The organism is Chryseobacterium aquifrigidense (assembly GCF_006716485.1).
GTDB lineage: Bacteria > Bacteroidota > Bacteroidia > Flavobacteriales > Weeksellaceae > Chryseobacterium > Chryseobacterium vietnamense.
In genome coordinates, this window is record NZ_VFPD01000001.1 from 806,531 (window position 1) to 829,880 (window position 23,350).

General features: G+C 31.8%; 13 protein-coding genes. 11 read left to right on the top strand and 2 right to left on the bottom strand.

From position 1 onward, the window contains the following. Nucleotides 1-91: 91 nt before the first annotated feature. On the top strand, nucleotides 92-1,348 hold the full coding sequence (locus FB551_RS03595; RefSeq protein ID WP_142015121.1) for an exodeoxyribonuclease VII large subunit: 1,257 nt from the start codon (nucleotides 92-94) through the stop codon (nucleotides 1,346-1,348). A 77-nt stretch (nucleotides 1,349-1,425) separates the two neighbouring features. On the opposite strand, the gene FB551_RS03600 is transcribed toward FB551_RS03595, so the two are convergent. After that, complete coding sequence (locus tag FB551_RS03600; protein ID WP_142015124.1) at nucleotides 1,426-2,517, bottom strand: hypothetical protein; 1,092 nt, start codon at nucleotides 2,515-2,517, stop codon at nucleotides 1,426-1,428. Nucleotides 2,518-2,746: 229 nt separating this feature from the next. Here FB551_RS03600 and FB551_RS03605 point away from each other — a divergent pair, with 229 nt between their 5' ends. The 9 genes from FB551_RS03605 to FB551_RS03645 all read left to right on the top strand — a co-directional run bounded on the left by FB551_RS03605 (nucleotide 2,747) and on the right by FB551_RS03645 (nucleotide 18,832). Then, nucleotides 2,747-7,597, top strand: coding sequence for a sacsin N-terminal ATP-binding-like domain-containing protein (locus tag FB551_RS03605; protein ID WP_142015126.1), 4,851 nt, complete (start codon nucleotides 2,747-2,749; stop codon nucleotides 7,595-7,597). Nucleotides 7,598-8,003: 406 nt separating this feature from the next. Beyond that, entirely contained in the window at nucleotides 8,004-8,408 is a 405-nt protein-coding gene (locus FB551_RS03610; RefSeq protein ID WP_142015129.1) for a very short patch repair endonuclease, read from the top strand. A 56-nt stretch (nucleotides 8,409-8,464) separates the two neighbouring features. Then, nucleotides 8,465-9,835 (top strand): DNA cytosine methyltransferase, encoded by a 1,371-nt coding sequence (locus tag FB551_RS03615; RefSeq protein ID WP_167497819.1) that lies wholly within the window; start codon nucleotides 8,465-8,467, stop codon nucleotides 9,833-9,835. Continuing rightward, nucleotides 9,832-10,887 carry a DNA cytosine methyltransferase gene (locus FB551_RS03620; protein ID WP_142015134.1) on the top strand — a complete coding sequence of 352 codons (1,056 nt, stop codon included), beginning with the start codon at nucleotides 9,832-9,834 and terminating at the stop codon, nucleotides 10,885-10,887. The genes FB551_RS03615 and FB551_RS03620 overlap by 4 nt, the downstream gene beginning before the upstream one ends. Further along, the gene (locus FB551_RS03625; RefSeq protein WP_142015137.1) at nucleotides 10,884-11,579 is read left to right on the top strand and encodes a hypothetical protein; all 696 of its coding nucleotides are present in this window, start codon (nucleotides 10,884-10,886) and stop codon (nucleotides 11,577-11,579) included. Before FB551_RS03620 ends, FB551_RS03625 begins: the two co-directional genes overlap by 4 nt. After that, on the top strand, nucleotides 11,576-13,036 hold the full coding sequence (locus tag FB551_RS03630) for an ATP-binding protein (protein WP_142015139.1): 1,461 nt from the start codon (nucleotides 11,576-11,578) through the stop codon (nucleotides 13,034-13,036). The genes FB551_RS03625 and FB551_RS03630 overlap by 4 nt, the downstream gene beginning before the upstream one ends. Before the next feature lie 7 nt (nucleotides 13,037-13,043). Next, on the top strand, nucleotides 13,044-15,812 hold the full coding sequence (locus FB551_RS03635; RefSeq protein ID WP_142015142.1) for a Z1 domain-containing protein: 2,769 nt from the start codon (nucleotides 13,044-13,046) through the stop codon (nucleotides 15,810-15,812). Next, the gene (locus tag FB551_RS03640) at nucleotides 15,805-16,806 is read left to right on the top strand and encodes a PD-(D/E)XK motif protein (protein WP_142015145.1); all 1,002 of its coding nucleotides are present in this window, start codon (nucleotides 15,805-15,807) and stop codon (nucleotides 16,804-16,806) included. Before FB551_RS03635 ends, FB551_RS03640 begins: the two co-directional genes overlap by 8 nt. 7 nt (nucleotides 16,807-16,813) lie before the next feature. Further along, the gene (locus FB551_RS03645; protein WP_142015147.1) at nucleotides 16,814-18,832 is read left to right on the top strand and encodes an AIPR family protein; all 2,019 of its coding nucleotides are present in this window, start codon (nucleotides 16,814-16,816) and stop codon (nucleotides 18,830-18,832) included. Between the two features lie 338 nt (nucleotides 18,833-19,170). Here the strand turns inward: FB551_RS03645 and FB551_RS03650 are convergent, their stop codons facing one another. Then, a complete protein-coding gene (locus FB551_RS03650; protein ID WP_142015150.1) occupies nucleotides 19,171-19,479 on the bottom strand; it encodes a helix-turn-helix domain-containing protein in 309 nt (102 codons plus the stop codon). A gap of 703 nt (nucleotides 19,480-20,182) precedes the next feature. On the opposite strand from FB551_RS03650, the gene FB551_RS03655 reads away from it, so the two are divergent. Further along, nucleotides 20,183-23,329 (top strand): SusC/RagA family TonB-linked outer membrane protein, encoded by a 3,147-nt coding sequence (locus tag FB551_RS03655; RefSeq protein WP_226798610.1) that lies wholly within the window; start codon nucleotides 20,183-20,185, stop codon nucleotides 23,327-23,329. Nucleotides 23,330-23,350 lie beyond the last annotated feature (21 nt).

A 23,350-nucleotide genomic window follows, 5' to 3' on the forward strand; every position in this document is an offset into this window, starting at 1 on the left:
GTATTATTAACTATGGTAGAGTAAAGAATACTGGGATTAAATCAAAAATGATATCTTTACTATCTTAATTGATTATTTTTATTAAATAATAATGTTACATACAGATTCCGTTTATCAAATCTATTCTCCTTCATCAGTACTTGGTTTATTTAGTAACGCACTAAAAATTAATGCAACTATTAATCTTATTTACCTAAAAGGTAGATATGCATATGGTGGAGGTAAGGCATATGGTAATTACTATTACGATAATTTATTTTCGGAATCGGATAACATTTCAATAGGAGTTAGAATTTCAGCATTATTAAGAACAAAGATTGTTAATAATGATGTGTATACTTTACGTGGGTATATTGAAAAAAGTATAAAAAACTCTTCTGTTGAGTTAAGGTTTGTGGTAGATGAAATTATACAACAGGAAGAGAGAGCGATCTCGGAAGAAGAGTTACAGCGGTATGAACTTATACAGGAAAAACTGAAAAAAGGATCAACGGATCTGGAAACGGTAATCAGAAATAAAATACTAAAAGAAGAACCTATCAGAATTGCGAATATTTATGGAAATAATGCGATTGTTCAAAGAGACTTTGCTGAAGGACTTGATGTTTCGCAGAAATATATTCAGGTTTCTGAATATACCTGCAGCATTACCTCTTCGACATCCATTGCAGAAAAACTGAAGGAAGTCTCTAAATCTGAGTATGATATTATTGCGTTAGTCAGAGGAGGAGGGGATCGCCAAAGCATGGAGACCTTTAATGATATTACATTATCAAAACTCTTTATTAATTTACCGGCAGTGTCGGTAACGGCTATTGGACATACAGTAGATGAAACCCTTTTGGATAAACTCGCTGATAAACGTTTTCATTTGCCTCATGATTACGGTGCAGGTCTACATGCTATTGTAGAGAAGCTATTACATGAAAAGTCCAATTCGAGAGCGTTGCTTATTGATGAGGTTAAAAAAGATGTTAGCAAGCAATTTACTGAGCAAGTGAAAACATTGTCCGAGCAACTTGCTAAAAAAACGGAAGAATTTCAAAAACTACAGGAGATTTCTTCTAAGCAACTTATTGATACACAGAAAAATTTCACTGAACAGCAAAAACAAAGACAGCTGGAGATGGATAATTATAAAAAAGAAATATCCGTACTGTACGAAAAGAATTTGCAATCTGTTATTAATGAGAAAACAGCATCTTTGAAAGCAGGTATGGAATCTTTACAGAAAGAAAATTCCAGACTTACTACAGAAGTTCAGCAAAGCAAAGGGGATTATTCCAAGATTATTATTGCTGTGATTGTGGCTCTGCTAATTGGTTTTGCTGTAGCAAAAATTTTATGATATCCTTTACAGTCATTATGTAATTTCCTATTTTTCTAATTGCCCTCAGAGTTGAATGCTGATAATTTATTAGCTTGTCACTTATACTTTATCTGAAGAGAATTTTCAATAAGGCTATTAATTGATAAATATTTCATATATGGAGACATGGTGGTATCATGATAATTTCTAACCAAAATAAATTCTGTATCTGTTAAACTTTCTAATAATGGAGGATAAGCTGGATCATCAGCGATTAAAATAACCTGCTTTAAGTTGTCATCTATTATGCTATCATAGATTGAAAAACATATTAAATCATGTGTACGTACATAGTAAATATTAATCAAGTAATTATCAACTTTTACTATTTCTGAATCAAATGAAAAACTTTCAATACTATGATAATTAGAAATGAAAATTGTAAGTTCAACAAAAATTTTTCCATTCGTCCTATCCATTGCTTTAAAATGTATGAAGAAATCACTTAAAAGTCTAAGAAATAAAGAACTTCTTACACTTTTGTTGAATGATTTAATTGTATTATCATTTTCAAGAGACCTAAGGGTAGCTCGGATCTCATTATTTAAATAAATTCCATCGGCCAAAATGTTAATAGAAGGTTTGGCTTGTTTTATAGTTTTTAAGAGATTAAAGTATTTTTGTCTGAAAAAATCTGAAGCCATTAATTGTGAATCATCACTTGACCATGCTCTAACAATCTCCAAATCTTCAAATTCATGAAACCCTTCTAACCAGATTTGATCTCCTGTTACGTTTCTTACATACTCAGAAATAACTTTACAGCAAAGTTGAGGAAATTTAACAACCTGCACTTCAGCAAACCTTATGATTCCCCATCCTTTATTTAAAAAGTACTGATTTCTAACTTCATCCTTCTCTTGATCATTTGTATGAATTGGAATATTTCCTCTTAAAGTGTAAGGTTCATCGATTTCAATATCTATATAGAGACTATATTCTGGAATATGCAGCACATAGTCAGGATAATATGGGTGTGTTTTGCCATCATCTATTATTACATTTTTGTAGACATAATTTTTAAAATAACTTAAGAACTTTTTTTCAAAGAAACTTTCACTAAAACCTGTTTTGGAGTTTTTGGTTGGTATCATTTTTTGTTCCAAAGGAGTGTGCTTAGGATAAAATATATGAGGATATTCTTTCATTGAATGAATTTAATATAACAATAATGCTGATAATAAGGGAAGTTAAAGGATGAATACGGCTTTCCGCAATTATTAATAATTATTTTTAATAAATTTGGAATTAGTGTTAAATATAAACAAAACTAATAACTCAGCTAATAGAAAACTTATTAATTTCATTTTCTAATTATTGATGGTAAACTCTGCCATTCATTCCGATATTTAATGAGACAATCTATATTCCCATAAAATGATAACAAAAGAAAATATACAATCATTGGCAATTCGCCAACTGAATACTATAAAAAAACTCTATGCCGATGATCCACACTTTATGCTTGAGCATTATCAATTAGAAAAAAGTACAACTTATGAATATGAGGGAAGAGAATTACTTGAACTCCTTCAAAATGCTGATGATGCTGCCGAAAGTACTTTTGATCCAAAAGTTTTTATTCATCTGGTAGGTAATCAACTTATTATTGCAAATACTGGCAAGGTTTTTTCGAATGAAGGACTTATGTCTATATTTCACAGCCATCTCAGTTCAAAGTTCAATCAAAAGAACCAGATCGGCAATAAAGGATTAGGTTTTAGAACCACATTATCATGGGCTGAAAAGGTTTCAATTTTGAGTGGTGATCTAAAAATAAGTTTTTCAAATATCAATAGTAAAAATATCCTCGATGAGTTAATTGAAATTAATTCTTCAATAAAAGAACTTATATGGCAGACATATTCAAGAATGGAAGATGCTATTTCAATTTTCAGATGTCCGGAAATCATAGAAAAAATTGATTTAATTCCAGATTTAGAAGGCTATGATACTGCAATTATTCTTGATTTAAAGGATAGTATTGTGGTTGATGGTCAAGTGAAGCCTACATTAGAGGTAATTGAAGAGCAATTGTCCAAAAATGTAGACCCGGAAATTTTACTGTTTTTAAATAACTTGAATGAGATTAAAATTAAAACACCTAACATAGATGAATTAATAACTAAAGAAATCATATCGGAGGAAAGTATTAATGATGATTTTATTTTAAAAAGAATCGCGGTAGGAACGGATCATTTAAAAAATGAATGGAATATTTTTACTAAGAAAGGAAATCATCAACCAATAACTGGAAGTAAAAAAAATTATGAACTTGCTATCGCTTGGAAGGATGATCTTCAAGGAGCAAAAAAAGTTCTTCATTCTTATTTTAAGACTGAAGTAGCTTTCAGTTTCCCTGGAATTTTGCATGGTACTTTTGAGTTAAGTAGCAATCGTAATGAATTAATCAAAGGAAAAGGTTATAATGCGTTTCTTTTTAAAGAAGCAGCCAATTTAATTTCAGAAGTTGCACAAATTATTGCAGATAAGAATTCTGATCCTGTTAGTTATTTACCATTACAAATAACTAATGTTGATTTTAGCAATCTCAATAATCTCATTAAAGAGTTGTCTTTTAAGACAAGTGTATTAGATTCCTTGAAAGATAAAAGAGTTTTTCCTACGATTAATAATGAATATATAAGATGGGACGAAGACGAAACTCCACCAGCTTTCTACAAGGAAAGTGTTTTTTCTCAATATTTAGATCCTCACGAATATAATTATCTTCTTTTGCCTAGTGATGATGAATTTATTATTGGTCTTCTTGACAAATTAGAGCACAGCACATACGATATTGACGAAATTATTAAAAGTGTTGCAAAAAGCGGAAAAAATATAGCCGTTTCTGAATATGCACGATTAATTAAGGCAATAGAAGAATATGTAGATAGCAATATTGATTTACAGAAAACAGATGGTCTTTTTTATGATAAATTCAACAATTTATTAACCTTCGATTCGCCTATATTTTTACCTACTAATGGAATAAGCTACGCTGTTCCCGAAGAAATAGGTGTTAAGATCATGGATGATGAGTTGGCTCAACAACTGTTAATTTGCTACAATTCCCATGACTACAAAAATCTGACTTTTCAGCTTGAAAAATATAATATTAAGGAATTTAATTTTAATGAAGTTGTTGAATCGATTATTTCTTTCTATTCAGCTAAACAGAACTTACAAATAGAAGAAATCAAGAAAATGCATCACGTTATTTTCAGTCTTTATAAGTCGAGTTCTGAACATGATAAATTTTGGAAAGGATCAACAATAAAACTCATAAGTAAGAAATTAAGTGTATTAGATTCAAAAGAATTTTATTTTGGAAAGGATTATGACAATTTTCTGGCTGAAGATCTTTATCATTATAAAAAAGATAAAATTGTTGCGGCTATGAAAGTTTATGAGATCGATGCTACTGAAATCTCAGATTGGAAAAGGTATCTTGAGTGGCTAGGTGTTGCAAACCTCCCAAGAAAATTACAAGTCACGGCAAAACAGGACTATGCTGACTATGTGATGATGAATTTCAATTACAGATATGATATCGGAAATTATAGCTTTAAGGGTGGTTATAATGAATTTAAAGAGGAATTAACAGGGGGCTATGGACCAATATATGTTCAATCAGTAGATGACTTAGAGGGTATTTTAAAAAACAATACAACTGAATCTATAATCAATTGGATTGATAAAGATCCAGAGATGCTGTCTCTTTTAGAGAAAGATATTGAGGTAGATTCCAGTTTAATATACTTTAATTTCTATAACACTAGAAATTACCGTCAAATTAATGGTAAAAGAATGAAGTCTTATTTAAAGTGGAAATTAGGATATTTTAGCTGGTTGCTTACCGAAAGCCAAACTAAAGCCGAACCTTCCAGATGCATGACTGCGGCTTATATTAATGAAGATTTTAAAGGACTGATTGAAAAACCTAATATTGATTATGATAAATTAAAAAAATTGAAAGTTGAAAAGGATAAGGTAGATTATATTCTTTCTCAAGTTGGTGTTCATAAATCTATGAGTACATTACCACCTGCTCTAATTTATTCAATTTTGAATAAGCTCCCTGAGATTCATGAAATTGAAAAAAAGGCGAAAACTATCTATAATCAGATAGCAGTTAATTATGATGATATTTCACTCACCAAACTACAGAATACAGAAAGGGATACGTACATTAAAACAGGAAAAGTATATTGTAAAGATGGTAACTTTCACTCTGTTGAAGAAGTTTTTTATGTGAATGACAGACGGTATGGAGAAGCTGTTATAAGACAGTTTAACACCATAGATATTGAACGGAGGCGTGGTAAGGACAAGATCCGTAAAATCTTTGGGATAAAGGCATTAGATAATCTTGAATTTAGTACAATTGGAAACCCTTTAGTTCATCCGCTCTCTCTAAAATTTGAGCAAGAAATCGAAAGTTTTAAGCCATATGTTTATGTATTAAGAAAAGAACAGGATAATGGCAATGAAAAAAATATTATAAAGAGTACAAAGTTTCAGCTTGTCTCCCAACTAAAAGCAGCATCAAATAAAGGGGAGCATTCGAAAATATTTGAATTGAATGATTTTGAATATTTATATATCAGAAAACGAAATATGATATATTTAAAAACTCCTACTCATTTTGACGAAATTGTAGATTTAAAAGATGACATTCATTTTTGTTCTGCAATAGCAGAAATATTTTCAGCAATCATTGATGTGGATGCTCCGCGTCTTCAGATTAGAGAACTGTTTTCAAAAAGTGCGTCTGTGCGTGATGAACTCTTAAGATCAGAACTTGATGATGATAAGCTTGAAAAATTAAAAGATGCTCGGAAAAAATTAGGAATTACAAGCAATCCGAAAATAGATTTTTGGACTTCATTTCTTAGGTGTTTTAAAGGGAAAAAATTATCACTAAAAGATAATACTGATAATGAAATTTTAGCTTCGCTTTTGACAAAGTTTTCAAATCATAGTTCAATAATCAAAACATCTATAGATTTAATAAATTATCTGGATTACAATGATGAGGATAGTTTATTGATTATTGTAAATTTATTTAAAGATTTGGGAATTACTTTAGAACAATTTAATAAATATCATTATCCTTCAATTGATCTTGATTTATTATATGAAATTGAATTAAAAAAAACAATTTCAGATTATTCGGATTCTTTTAAAAGTTTATTATATGAAAAATGTAGAATCGGATTCTTGGATAAGAAAGACTTTCTTAAATTAAGTGATGAATATCATAGTCTGAAATTCGAAAATACAAGTGATGTAAATTTTGATATATTACAGGATTTAAAGACTGCTGTAAAAGATAGATTTGATATCGATTTAAATGATTTATACATTACTATTGACTTCAATAAGCTGCATTTTGAAAATAAGAACAACTTGTGGAAGTTTCTAAATTTTGAAAACTTAGATCATAAACTTTTTAATCAGTTTTTAGATAATTCTCAAATGCAATCATTGCTGTTGTTTGATGATGAATTTTCAAACATAGAAGAAGTTTTACTGGGATGGTTGGGACGGAATCAAAATGGTTCAGATACTCCTAACCCTAATTCTTCAAAATCTTTTAAAGTAAATTTTGGTAATAATCAATTGTTCTATGATGATTTTTTTGATCTAAGATCACAACTTGATCATCTGGTTAGCGATGATGCCTTAAGTCATGTTAAACTTGAAAATATCAAAATATCAAAGAAAGATATTTCTCAAGGAAAGAGAAATTCTTCGGAAAAGAATCCTCCAAAACGAGTAAGCAATAAAAAACCAAAGGAAGAAATTGGATTTTTAGGCGAATATTTGGTTTATAAGCACTTACTTAAATTAAGCGAAGATAAGTCAAATGTAAATTGGGTATCTGATTATGCAAAAAAGTGTGGAATCAATTTAGATGGTAAAGATGGCTGGGGATACGATATAGAATATATTCCAAAAGGCGCAAAACATAAACGTTTTGTGGAAGTAAAAGTTGTTGGTTGGGATGATTCGTTTCATATTACTCCCACAGAAGTATATGCCGGCGAGCGTTTAAAAAATAATTATGAGATCTTTTTGGTTAAAAACATTGATAATCTACCATCACTAAAGATTGAAAAAATACAAGGTATTTTTAATTATAAAGGTAAATCGTTTTCAGACAATGACATGTTTACGGTTGTAAATGATAACTTTATTTTAAAATTTAAAAGGGAAATTTAAGACAATGCAAGATAACTATAAAATATAAACACAATAGTTGGATCGAAAGAAGCAAATCGGCAAATTTAAATAAACTTGAGATTTATGGTTTTCCGTAAGCAGATTACCGGTAAATTATTTAATTTGCGATCTGAAAGAACGTTAAAATATAATTGACTTTGAATACACCTTACAGATCGATTACTGTTTGATAATGTTTGTATATTTGTTCAATAATTTTAATATAATTTTCAATTTAAAAAATGTAAATTGCAATAACCAAGAAAACTAATATTCATGAAAAATAAAATCAAATTTTCTTTTTGTATAAGTACCATATTTATACAGTATTTTCTACATTGTTAATGTTATACAATCCAAATATTTTGAATTATTTGCCTACATTATATTTTGTATTTTTGCATAGATGGACAGACATAGCAAAGAGACGAGAAGTTATAATATGAGCCAGATTAAAGGAAAAAATACTAAACCCGAAATTCTGGTTAGAAAATTTTTGTTTGCAAATGGATTCCGTTACAGACTGCATGACAAAAAATTGTTGGGCAAACCTGATATTGTTTTACGTAAATATAATGCTGTTATTTTTGTTCATGGTTGTTTTTGGCACGGTCATGGCGGATGTAAAAAATTTGTAATTCCAAAAACTAGAACTCATTTTTGGCTTAATAAAATAAATACAAATATCTCAAACGATAACAAAAATATTGCAGTGTTAAAAAAAGATGGATGGAATGTCATTATAATTTGGGAATGTGAAATAAAAAGCGAGATAAGAATGCAAAAACTTTTAAAACAAATAACAAACTGATGCTTGAATTTTATTATAATTTTCATTTGAAATTTTTCAAAGGTAAAGGGAGACAGATGGCAGATGAACTTGCATCTGTTTTAGAAAATGAAAAAATAAAAATAATAGCAACGGACCAACTCAATATTCCAATTGAATATAAAGAAAAATTAGGTGAAGAGTTATTTACCAGATTAAATAATATTTATTTTACAATTAGACAAAATAAAGGATTAAATCATCCATTATTAAAAAAATATTTACCAGAAACAAGGCAAAAACCTGAAGGATTGTTATTTGCGGATTTTTTCAGTGGTGCAGGAGGATTAAGTCAAGGGTTAATCAATGCTGGGTTTTATCCCACATTTGTTAATGATAATAAAACTGAAGCGTTAGAAACTTATTATTTTAATCACACTCTCCCTCTTGATAATTTTTATAATGGGGATATAAAAGTATTGGTTGAAAATTTTTCTGAATATAAACATCTTTTTAAAAATGTAAAAATTATCTGTGGAGGGCCCCCTTGTCAAGGATTTTCGAACGCAAACAGGTGGAATTTTGAAGTCGAGGAATCAACTCAAAAGAAACGTTTTATCGAGGACGAAAGAAATGTACTTTATAAGTACTTTGTAAAATTATTAGGTTTGATTCAACCTGATTTTTTCATCATGGAAAATGTAAGAGGTATGATGAAGGTTGAAAAACAGATTGAAGAAGATATTCAGAAAGAAACTAATGAGGAATTCTTTTTCATTCCTCTCGAATTAGATTCTCAAAATTTTGATATTCCACAGAGCAGAAAAAGGTATATTCTTATTGGCGGAAAAGATTTTATGTTTATTGAGCAAGTAAAACAAACAATTTACAACAAAAAAAAAGGCACTAGTAAATATAAGCTTATCGATGCTCTTTTTGGCCTTCCTGAAATATTAACCAATCCATATAAGCTTAGAGTTGATTATGAAAGTAATATTCATGGCTACAAAATAAGGAAGTTAAAAACAGAACAAAATGAGTTTTTGAAAGAAATAAACGGAAATAAAGAAATTGATTATGTTTTTAATCATAAATCAAGATATAATAATGAGAACGATCTGGAAATATTCAGAACCTTACCAGAAGGCGAAAATTCACTTCACCCAAGTGTTCAAAAATTAAGCAATTATAATAACCGTAATCACATTTTTAAAGATAAATATTATAAGCTAAAGCAAAATGAAGTTTGTAAAACAATAACTTCTCATATGAAATATGATTGTCACATGTATATTCATCCGATACAAGCTCGCGGGTTAAGCCCAAGAGAGGCTGCAAGGATTCAAACTTTTCCAGATGATTACGTTTTTAGAGGTTCTTTGAATGCTTGGTATCAACAAATAGGTAATGCTGTACCAGTAAAACTTGCGGAAATGATTGCTAAAGAAATAAAAGAATATTATTTATGAAATATGCAGAATTGTTTTCAGGCATAGGAGGCTTTAGAAGTGCAGCAGAAAGTATTTCGAGCGATACTGATATAAAACTGAAATGTGTTGGATTTTCTGAGATTGATAAATTTGCGGTTTCTACATATAATAGTAATTACAATCTGAATGGAGAAATGCGAATGAATGATATCATAGAATTTGTTGAAGATAAGGAAAAACTTAAACAGCTTAAAGATTTTGAATTATTACTTGGCGGATTTCCATGTCAATCATTCAGTCTGTTAGGTAAAAAACTAGGACTTGAAGATGAAAGAGGAAGAATTTTGTTTAGTATTGATAAACTTTTGACAACAAAAAAACCAGAATTCATTGTATTAGAAAATGTAAGAAATATTATTAATCATGATAAAGGTAAAACATTAAATCAGATTCTTGAATATTTTAAAGAACATAAATATAACTATGTAAATTACGTAGTCCTCAACACTCAGAATTTTGGATTACCACAAAAAAGAGCTAGGATTTTTTTTGTTTGTAGTACAAGAAAAATTGACATTGATTTAACCGAAGACGCAATTATTGAGAATTTTAAAAATATAAAAAAGCATTCTCTTAAAACCTATAATAATGTCTTAGATATACTGGAAAAATCTGTTGATAAAAAATATTATCTTTCAGAAAAAATTAAACATACTATTCTTGCTGATGGTTCTAAAAATTTTAAAAGTAAATCACAAATAGATCTTGAAATAGCAAGAACACTGACAGCAACAATGATGAAAATGCATAGAGCTTGTCAAGATAATTATTATTCTGATGATTTTATTATCAATGGGGAATCTCATAAAAATACTTCAAAAGAAATTCTTTTTAAAAAACCAGTTCGAAGATTAACTCCAAAAGAGGCTTTACTGCTGCAAGGATTTAATGAAACATTCTATAATAAAGCTATAGCTGCTGGAGTTAGCGAACATCAACTTTATAAGCAGGCAGGAAATGCCCTAAGTGTAAATACAGGCTATGCTCTTCTTCACTATTTATTTGTGCATCTAAAAATTCAAGAAAGATGAAAAAGAATCCCAACTTTAATAGAGAAGAACTTATACTTTGCTTAGACTTATATTTTAAAATGGATTATGGCCAAATGCATGGTAGTAATCCGGCGATTATAAAGTTAAGTGAAGATTTAAGAGCGTTGGATTTACATAAAAATATTGCAAATATTAATACTTTTAGAAGTATTAATAGTGTTTCCCTCAAATTAGCAAATTTTAAAAGATTAGATGGAAATTTCAAAGGTAAGGGTATGAAGATGGGGGGGGAAATGGATAAAGATATATGGAATGAATTTTATAAGCATAGAGAAAAGCTTAAAAATGAGGCAGACATTATTCGGCAGGTTTATCTAAAACCAAAATCCAAAATACAATCTGAAGTAAAATATAAATCTGAGTTTTTTTTTGATTTTCATAAAAACAGGGAAACAGATCCATTATTTATGAAAATAAAAAAAGAGATGGCATTGGCTACTACAAATAAACTTAATTGTGAAGTTTGTGGTTTTGATTCACAATCTTTTTATGGAGAAGTAGGAGATGACTTGATGGAAGTACATTTTGAGCTTAAAAATGAACCTACATTGGACTCGACGGAAATAAAAGATTCAGTAATTGTTTGCAGCAATTGTCATAAAGTATTGGACAAAAATTTTGGACTTCTTTATGCTTCCGACTTAAAAAAGCTAATAAAAAAAACTAAATGAAAAAACAGAATCAACAATATGATATTGTAAGACCGCAGCCTGAAAGCTTGCTTCAGTCAGCAAGATCTTTTGGGTATTCTGTTGAAACAGCTCTGGCAGATTTAATTGACAATAGTATTACAGCCGGAGCAAAGGAGATAAAAATTACTTTTGGAATTGATCGCTATTCTTCATATATAAAAATTGAAGATAATGGAAAGGGGATGAATGAAAAAGAATTGCTTAATGCAATGAAAATGGGCAGTTTTAATCCTCTTGATAATAGAAACAATAATGATTTAGGACGATTTGGCTTGGGGCTAAAAACCGCATCATTCTCTCAATGTAAACGACTTACTGTAAAAACAAGGAATAAATCAAAAAATGAATTTATTCGATGTTGGGATTTGGATATTGTAAAAGAAAAAAAAGACTGGATATTGCTTCGGAACTGTGCAGATAAAAACTCTGAACAGCTTCTTGGTAAATTTCCAGATATTGGTTCGGGAACAATAGTACTTTGGGAAAAACTTGACAGACTAGTTGAGTCCGAGGAATTAAAATCAGATAAAGAACATTTTTACAGAAAATTTGTGAATGTTCGTAAGCATTTGGGTCTGGTATTTCATCGTTTTATTGAAGAGAAAAAAATCAGAATTTTTATTTTCGATGAAGAGTTACAAGCTATTAATCCATTTTATATTTCTAATGAGTATCCTTCAGTAGAACTTGCGGAAGAGCAACTTTCAATAAAGCAACAGAATATATGTATACAGCCATTTATACTTCCACATGAATCAAAACTTTCTAATGTTGAAAGAAATAATCTTGAGATTACAAAAGGATGGATAGAACACCAAGGAATTTATCTCTACAGAAATAAACGTCTTATAGCAGATGGAACCTGGCTTGACCTTGGTTTTAAGAAAAAAGAAAATCAGCGTCTGTGTAGAATCAGAATCGACATACCAAACACTCTTGATTCTGAATGGCAAATTGATGTAAAAAAAGCTTCTGCTAAAATCCCGGATGTCATTCGCAAAAGAATTAAGACAATATGTATTATTTCTATAGAAAAAGCAGTAAAGGTCTATACCCATAGAGGGGCATATCTCAGACGTACAGAACTCAAAAAAGAAATTGTCTATTTATGGAAGGCTAGACAAAAAAAGGGTAAAAGATTTTATGAAATAAATAAAGAGCATCCGATTTACAATCTGATTGCAGACAATCTTGAAGAAGAGGCATATATTTTTTATGATTATATGAAATTAGTTGGCGAATCATTGCCGATCAGTTTTATAGTATCAGATTTTTCTGATCATTCAATTGTAATGAAAGACTTCTTTGAAGATTCAAAAAAAGAACTAAAACTAATATATGAAAATACTTTGTCAGCACTTATCAATGCTGGCTTCTCAGAAAAAGAAGCAACTGAAAAAGTAAACAGTATCGAGTGCTTTCAACAATTAAAATGAATTAAAAATGAGCAGACCCTACAATTTTATTAAAAGTATTGTTAAGGATAACTATGAGCTTTTCAAAGATTCAATGTCTTATGAAGATGCAATGGATATGGCAGTGTCAAATGTTTTAAAGCCATTGGATGTTAAAAGTGTTGATCATCCATCAATTACTTTCAGTTCTAAAGAGGAAATCAGAGACTTTTTGATTTCGGAATTACAATATGAAGTAAATATAAATCAAGGTGTTGAAGCTGGAGAATATCACACACTCACAGATGATTCGGGGCATATTCCTTGGTATCGAGATAAAGTAGCAACAGATAAGATTGATTTTAAATTTTGGAAACGTTATAGAAAATACCTCCTAAATATAAGGCAATGGCCTGTACCAACAGTAGATCGACTTGATGAAATTACTGATGATATCATAGAGAGGTTAGAAGATCCAACAATAAAAGATAGAGCATTTGATAGAAGAGGTTTGGTGGTTGGATATGTTCAATCAGGAAAAACTGCAAACTTTACCGGCTTAATTAATAAAGCAATTGATTCAGGATATAAAGTGATAATTGTTCTTAGTGGAATGCATAAAAATTTAAGAAGTCAGACCCAGATGCGAATTGATGAAGAAGTAATTGGCAGAGATACAAGTGATCAGGCACAGGTAAAAAGAATTGGTGTTACAACTTTACCAGGTGAAGGATACATTAATGTAGATACCTTTACTACTCAAAATGACAGTGGTGATTTTTCAAGAAGCTTTGCTCAACAGGTTGGAGGAGTTCAACCCGGATCTGACAGACCAATGATTCTTATTGTAAAGAAAAATGTTTCAGTATTAGGAAATCTTATAAGATATTTTCGTGAGAGCTTAGATACACTTAGTGATGAATACGTTTTACAGAATTCAGAAGGTGAATCAATATTAAATAATCTTCCGTTACTTTTAATAGATGATGAAGCAGATCAGGCAACACCTAATACAAGAGCTTCTGCAAACGACACAGGGGAGCTTGATCCAACATCAATCAATAGAAATATAAGACAGCTCTTAAATATTTTTAATCAGAAGGCTTATGTTGGATATACAGCCACTCCTTTTGCAAATATTTTTATGCATCATGATAATGAGCATTCATTGTATGGTAAAGATTTGTTTCCATCGTCTTTTATTATTTCAATGGAAGCACCATCTAATTATTTTGGTCCTGTTCAAGTTTTTGGCTTAAATGAAAGTGAAACAGAACATGGGTTGCCAATTCATATAACTGTTGATGATGCTTCAATGACCAATTCTGATTTCCTTCCATTGCGTCATCGTGCTACAGATGTACCTGACCATATACCTGAATCAATGAAAGAGGCAATCAAATGTTTCATAATAAGTTCTGCAATCAGAAGATTAAGAGGACAGGGTAATAAACATAATACGATGTTAATACATTGTACAAGATTTAATGATATACAAAATGCTGTAGGAAGATTTGTTGAGGATGAGTTTAATCGTCTGAGAGAAGGTATTGCTAATGATGACAATGATATAATTCAAGAATTCAAAATTTTATTTGAAAGAGATTATATAAGAATAACAACCCAAATGGAGCGGGTATTACATAATTGGGATGAAGTAAGAGCTAATTTAAAACCCGCTGTTTTAAAAATGGAAAGAAGACCACATATTATAAATGGAACAGCAGGAGATATTCTTGATTACAAAAACAGAGAAGGGTCTGGACTGAGTGTTATTGCGATCGGCGGAGATAAACTATCGAGAGGATTAACTTTGGAAGGTTTGACAATTAGTTATTTTACAAGAGCAAGTACATTATATGATACTTTGATGCAAATGGGAAGATGGTTTGGATATAGAACCGGATTTGAAGACCTGTGCAGAATTTACACAACTGATGATTTGTTTAGTTGGTATAGGCATATTTCAACTGCATTTGAAATTTTACGAAAGGAATTTATGGAAATGAGTCGTCAAAAATCTACTCCGATGGAATTTGGTTTACGAGTTTTATCTCATCCTGATATGATGGCAACAAATGCAATGAAAATGAGACATACTACAACTTTACCATTGACATATAAAGGAAAACTTACAGAAACATCTTCTCTTTCTGGTGACAGATCAATATTAGTAAACAATTCTAATGCTGTCGAAGATTTTATTCAAGCATTAAGTCCATTTCCAATAGCACAAAAAGAAAACACTTATTTATGGACTGGAGTTCCAAAGGAAATAGTTATTTCATTTTTGGATGCATATATTTCATACAGAGGAGCGCCAGCATCTAGTACAAAAAGAATAATTGAATTTATTGAGAAACAAAAAGAAGATGATAGTCCAAATGATATTCTTGACATCTGGAATGTAGCTTTGGCATCACTTATAAGAAATACACAGGAAGATTTAGTGCAGATTGCAGGATTAGATATTAAACCTTTTACAAGATCGATTAAAGAAGAGTTTATTAATAATAGATTGTTTATTCAAAGATTAGTCAGTCCTGAAGATGAAAAAATAGATTTTGAGATAGAAACAACAGCTACTAGTAAAGACTTGAGAGCATTATTACCACGATTAAACAGGCCGCTTATTACTATATATCCTTTACTTATTGAAAATTACAGAGAAACTAGTGAAGATCCTGTTGAATTATTATCTCTTGACAAGATGCCATTTGGATTTGCAATTAGTTGGCCAAATAATCATAATCTTAAACAATCAACCTACGATATAAACAGTGTATATGAAGAGTTAGAACTGGCAAATTATGATTAACTATAAAGAAATTTGGGAGTCAATTAATAATGAATCCAAAAATAATCCTATGCAATCTCAGATTGCAAGGAGAATTCCTTCAGAAGGTTTATTTAGTTCTTTTTTGGCAACTGATTTTAGAAGATATATTCGTATATTATATATTAAGCTTGATAGCGATCAAGATATTTTAATTGATTCTTTGCCAAAGTTTAGAGGACTTGACATCTCTAAAATTGTTCAAAATCTTGGTGAATTTTCCAATGCAGTTTTTCTAAAATTAACTCAGTCGATACCTAACACTGATAATATTTTTGAGTTGGTTATTTCAGATTTATGTGATAAGGTCATTCAGTTACAGAATAAAAATAATCTTTCTGGCACATTAATAAAAGCACTATTAGAATGGAGAATATTTTTTGAAAAACATGAAAAAAAAATTCTTTCTATTTCTGCACAGAAAGGGCTTTTTGGTGAACTGCATTTCCTAAAAGATTATCTTTTTAAGAAGTATTCTTTTGCTGAATCGGTTTTATATTGGACAGGTTCAGATAAAACTACTCATGATTTTCAATTAATGAAAAAAGTTGTTGAAATAAAAACTACTTCGGGTAAACAGCATAAGAAATTTAGTATAGCTTCTGAAAAACAGCTTGATAACACAGGGGTCGATTATCTTTATCTTTCATTGTTTTCAGTGAATCTTCATAGCAATTTGCCAAACTGCACATTACCTGCATTGATACATGAAATCCGTACGCAAATTCAATGTGATCCAGTTGCAACGTTTCAGTTTTATATAAAACTTTTGAAATATGGATATAATGAAACCCTTGCGGACAAATACACTGTTGGATTTTCCATTTCTGAAACTAAATTTTTTGATGTGAAAGAAGGGTTTCCTAGGTTACTTCAAAAAAACTTACCTGATGGAGTTGGGGACTTGCAATATTCCATTGTCGTTGCTGCCTGTGCTCCTTTTGAAATAACAACAGACATTTTAAATTATATATAGTAAGATTATGAATCTGTCAGAATTTGGAATAGATTTTTTAGAAAGTGCTTTAATTACTGTTGAAGAAGACAAAATTTCGCAGGAAGATGCTATCACTAATGATATACTTGAGTATGCAATCGATTCAGGGGAAGTAATTGCACATGAATTGTGTCACTATAAAGTAAGAGGCATAAAAATAAATGCATGGAATTACGACGAAGAAAATGCATCGATTGACTTATTTGTAACCATTTTTAAAGGGGAGCCAAGATTGACTAAAGTTTCTGATAGGGATGTTTTGGATGCATTTAATAAGGCCGAAAATTTTTTTTGGCAAGCTAGGGATGGTAAACTTTCTGCAAAAATTGATGAATCCGATATAAATGTATTTGATCTGGTTCAAATAATTGAACAATCGAAAAACGAAGTGAAAAATGCAAGAATTTTTGTTCTTACAAATGGAGAAGCTTCAGCTGAGATTATTCCGGAGGCATTAGAACAAAACGGTGTCTACATAGATTTCCAATTATGGGATATGGAAAGGGTTTATCAACAATACCTTATACGTGCTGGCAAACAAAAAATTGAAATAGACTTTTTGAATGATTTTAACCATAAACTAAAATGTTTGCATATGGAAAAGGTAAGTGAAAAAGTAGATGCATATATCGCTATCATTCCAGGAAGAATTTTAGCTTCTGTTTATGAAAAATATAGACAAGGACTTTTAGAGAAAAACGTTAGAACATTTTTACAATTTAGAGCACGAGTGAATCAGGGGATACGAGAAACTATCCGTAAAGAGCCAGATATGTTTTTTGCATATAATAATGGTATTTCAACAACAGCCGAGAAGGTTGAAGTCGAATTTGAAGATAATATACCTTATATTACAAAGATTGAGAATTGGCAAGTTGTGAATGGAGGTCAAACAACTGCGTCAATTTTCGCCACATCAACAGAGAAGGATATTGATTTGTCGAAAGTATTCGTACAAATGAAAATTTCAGTTGTTCGACAACAGGATGAAGTGGGAGCTATTGTTGCGAAAATTTCGCGTTTTGCAAATACACAAACAATTATTAAAGATTCTGACTTCAGCTCTAATAACAAATATCATATTGCAATCGAAAATTTTTCTAGAACAGAATGGATGCCAACAAAGACAGGAGGTAAGGCAACGAACAAATGGTTTTATGAGAGAACCAGAGGACAGTATCTTGATGAGAGATCCAAAAAGACCGTTAAAGAAGCAAAAATATTCGATCGTGAATATCCTAAAAAACAAAAATTTATAAAAACAGATTTAGCAAAATATGAAATGAGTTGGTTACAGCGACCTTACGATGTAGGAAAAGGTGCTGAAAATAATTTTAAACTCTTTACTAAAGAGCTTGCAAGCCAAAAAAATGAAATTAGCAAAAAGTATTATCAAAGGCTTATAGCAAAGGCAATTTTGTTTAAGGAAATTGATAGGATAGTAGCCAAGAAAAATCTTGGCGGATACAAAGCAAATATGGTATCATATATTTTCTCCTGGTTATCCTTTAAAACCAACAAAAAATTAAATCTTGATACGATATGGGAAAATCAAGGTATAAATGAAACCCTAAATAATATAATTGAACAGATGATTACTATTGTTTGGGATCATTTGAATAATCCTTTAAAAGTAGGTATGAATATTGGAGAATGGTGTAAAAAACCAGAATGTTGGCTAACACTTAAAGATAAGTTTATTGACACTAGTATTATAAATGAGGAAATAAAAAAATTAGATTCGTATATTGAGAATGATTTAATTGGTCAAGAACTTTCCCATTTAGAATTGAAAATAATACAGGAGGCGAGTAATGTGAAAAGTGAAACATGGTTCGCTCTTGCTAAATGGGCAAAAGAATATAGTAAATTTACCCCTTTTGATAGAAAACTATCTTATAATCTTGGTGTTCTTGCAAATAGAAAAAATACTCTAACAGTTAAACAATCGAAAAATGCATTAAGATTATTAAAACAGGCTGCTGATGAGGGATTCTCGGAATAGACACATTAATGTTTAAAATTACTGAATAAATATGTAAGTAGGAGGCATCGTGAATATGAGCTCATTTTATTAGAAATATTTAGATATGACTCAGCACAGCATTAAATCAGCTCCTATAAAAGTACAATAGCAAATTGCTTATAATATGGTGTAAGAAAAGATTTAACCACCATCATTAAAAGTAAATATTAACAAATTGGTGTAAATAAAAGTTATTTAAAGACATAAGTTCTTTTCATTTTAATTTTTTCTTGAATCTTCTGATTAAATTATCCAAATATATTATTTCTTTAAGCAGTTTTTAAAATCAATTTAATAAGAGAAAATCTTGACTCTCGTCAGGATTTTCTCTTATTTTTATTTTTAAACTCTTTTTGTAAATAGTCAATTTCAAATTCTATTTTTTGCAATTCTTTTGCATTCAATTTTGTAAAAAGAGATAATAAATCAATGTCTAAAAAGTTGCTAAGTTTTACAATATTTTCAATTGTTGGATTTGTCAATCCCCTCTCAATTCTACCTACATGATCTTTAGAAATATTTAATTCCAATCCTAATTGGAATTGGGATAATTCTCTCCTTAATCTATAGACTTGAATTAACTTACCAATTTGAAACTTTAAATCTTCTACCTGCCATTTATACATGTAGTAAATTTTGATCTTTTAAATACTTTTCATGAAGATATATATGTCGTCTATTGTTTTTTTTATTATATTTGTAAGATAAGTTACAGATAATGTAACTTTGCGATACTTCAACGAAATATTAGAAGCTATTGCTTAGAATCTCGAAGCAGAAAACTGGTAATTTTCAAATAACAACGAGATGATAGGCTTGAAGCTCACGACCTAGGCGTGGGCTCTCTTATCTGTTGTTATGGGTATACCAGTGCCTCTGCTCGGATAATGTAGAGTTCCATGCCATTTTATTTCATGCTGTTCGCTTTATCTCTACATTAAAATCTAAGCCCGCTTACAACATAAGTATCAGAGTGCACGATACAATAGGAGGGTACAGCCTATTGTGGCTTTTTAAGCTTACATGGGACAAATTTTTTCATTCATATGCTTTCCGGTGTCTGAGGTCACTGAGCTCTTTTGGACCACACACCCTTTGTTTATACCATGGGCACCTGGAAAGTTTTAATTTATCCTGATTAAATAGAATCTTAAACGACGAAAATTTACGCTATTGTTTTATAGGAGCCCTATCATATATAATGACTGGAAAGAAATACTGATAAACGAAATATAAATGAAAATATAAAAAAAGCCCTTTCCCTTAAAGTTTGACGACATCGGGAAAGAGCGTGAGAATTTAAAGTTAATTAAAAACCTTTACAAAGCTATGAAAAAATCCTATATCAACATAGGAGGCATTGGTCTTACCCTAATGTTAACGGTAGTGTGTACGCATGTCAATGCTCAGACTCAAGTTATCTCAGGTACGGTCACTGCAGGAAATAAACCTCTTTCCGGGGTGACTGTTTCAGAGAAGAATTCCAATCAAACCACCCTAACCAATTCCAAAGGTGTTTTTATGCTCACTTTGAAGATGAGTGATCGTAGTAAAAACAAACAAAAACCGGTTCTTTTGTTTAAACATCCTCAATACAAAGAGAGAGCGATTCCTGTTATTTTGGATGAGAAGGCTCGTAATACTGGTTCAGCAGGATTAGAACAAATGGTCATTGATATTGACTTGTTGCGTGATGAAGTGGGTGGTGATAGTCATGTTAAGAATGGTGATTCTGATTCTGATTCTGATACCGTTGCTAATAATAGTACTGATCGTAATGCTGACGACGATACTAAGACCAAAGGAATTGAGGAAGTGGTCATCAATGCAGGGTATTATAAAGTAAAAGATAAAGAGAGAACGGGAAGTATTGCCAAGGTATCAGCTAAGGATATTGAGAACCAGCCCGTCACCAATGTGCTTTCTGCAGCGCAGGGACGCATGGCAGGGGTTAGCATTACACAGAACTCAGGGGTTCCCGGAGGTGGTTTTGATATTCAGATCCGGGGTAAGAACAGCCTGCGAAAGGAAGGAAATGAGCCACTCTATATTGTTGACGGGGTGCCCTTAAGTGCTGAGACACCTTCTTTATATGCTGTAACGATTCTGCCTTCAGCCTCAATTAATCCATTGAATGCAATTAATCCCAATGATATCGAAAGTTTTGAAATATTAAAAGATGCTGATGCAACGGCTATCTACGGTTCGCGGGGAGCCAATGGGGTTGTAATTGTGACAACCAAAAAAGGTAGGAAAGGCAGAACGGAACTGAAACTGAACACCGCCTATTCTTTAAGCAGAGTAGCCAACCATATGGAGATGATGAACACTGAGCAGTATCTCAATATGAGACGTCAAGGCTATGCCAATGATGGAGTGACAACGATTCCTGCTTCTGCATATGATCTTAAAGCATGGGATCAGAATCAATACACAGACTGGCAGAAAACACTGATCGGAAATACTGCCGATGCTTCGGTTCTACAGCTGTCTCTTAGTGGCGGAGCAGAGAATTCATCATACCTTATCAGTTACGGACATCAGGAGCAGAGCACGGTCTTTCCGGCGGATTTCAAGTATAAAACGAATAACCTGACGGGTAATTTTTCCTTCAGATCGCCTGATAAAAAACTGGAGGCTAACATGAACAATACGTTTTCATTTCAGAAAAATAATGTTCAGAATGATGATATGACCAAAAAAAGTCTTCAATTAAGCCCCAATGCTCCGGCCTTATATGATACTAATGGAAATCTGAATTGGGAAAACAATACGTTTACCAATCCCGTCGCTTCCTTTAACAGTCAATATCTGAATTCAACAACATTCATCAATAACGGGACAAATATTTCATACCGCCTGTTTCCGTTCCTGTCTCTGAAATTAAATGGAGGGGTGACTTATCAGGATTTTGAAGAAAGAAGTTTGAAACCTCATACTATGTATAATCCCGCATCCGGATTGACCAGCGCAAATTCTATTTCATCTCTTAACCGTCAGACCGTGTTTTCTTATCTGTTGGAACCACAGATCAACGCAGATTTTAAATGGAAAGATCACCATTTTGATGTCCTGGTGGGAACAACTTTACAGCAGACTGAAACAAAGCAGGGCTCGATACAGGGCGTGGGCTTTGAAAGCAATGCACTGATTCAGAATCTGGGGGCTGCCAAGACAAAGACGGTATCGGATCAGTTGGTCAACCAGTACTATTACACCGCTGCTTTTGCCCGGTTCAATTATCAGTTTAAAGGTAGGTATATTCTGAATCTTACGGGTAGGAGAGACGGATCCAGCAGATTCAGTCCTGAAAATCGTTTCGGAAATTTCGGTGCTTTGGGTGCCGCATGGATATTCTCAGATGAATCATGGATGAAGAAACTATCATGGCTGAGTTTTGGAAAGCTTAGGGGAAGCATCGGAACAACAGGGAATGATAAAATCGGAGATTACCAATACTTGAACACGTATTCGGTAACAACCAATATCTATAACGGCATTACAGGATTGTCTCCCTCAAGGTTGTACAATCGTGATTTTAGCTGGGAAAAGACGACTAAAAAAGAGATCGCTCTTGAATTGGGGTTTCTGAAAAACAGAGTCAATCTGTCAACCGCTTACTACAGCAATACCTCCTCCAATCAATTGGTGGGTATTCCGCTACCGGCAACAACGGGATTTCCAACTATTCAGTCGAATCTTCCTGCAAAAGTCAGAAATACCGGATGGGAATTTGATCTCTCAGCACAGATACTTAGAGCAGGGGAACTGCGACTGGAATCATCCTTTAACCTGTCCATACCCCGAAATACCTTGTTAGAATTTCCGAATCTTGAAGGTTCAACCTATGCTAACCAATACGTCATCGGATATCCCATGACCCTGGTTAAAGTATATCAGTTTGAAGGGGTCAACCCTCAGACAGGGCTCTATAGTTTTACCGACTTTAATGGTGACGGAAAGATCAGTTCACCCGATGATAATAAAGTGGTAGAGAAAATTGGTGTCGAGTTTTTCGGAGGATGGACCGCTACTATGAAATATAAAAGGTGGTCAGCATCATTTCTTTTCCAGTTTGTCAAACAAAGAAACTGGAACTACAATAAAAGTATGCTGATTCCGGGAATGATGAGCAATCAGCCTGTGGAAGTATTAAACGCATGGTCGCCCTCAAATACGGGAGGAACATATATGCAGTACAGTGCTGGTACAGATGCACAGAAAAATGCTTTGCATTCTTATTTCCAGAATTCGACGGCAGCGATAAGCGATGCATCTTTTATACGTCTCAAAAATATACAGATCAATTACAGTATTCCTGTTCAGAAGATGGGAATCAAGGAAGCAATGATTTATGTGCAGGGACAGAATCTTCTTACTCTGACCAACTATTTTGGGATTGATCCTGAGTTTACCGTGTTAGGATATCTTCCTCCGCTGAAGACCTACTCATTAGGATTTCAACTCACTTTTTAACCTCTATGTTCTATTACAATG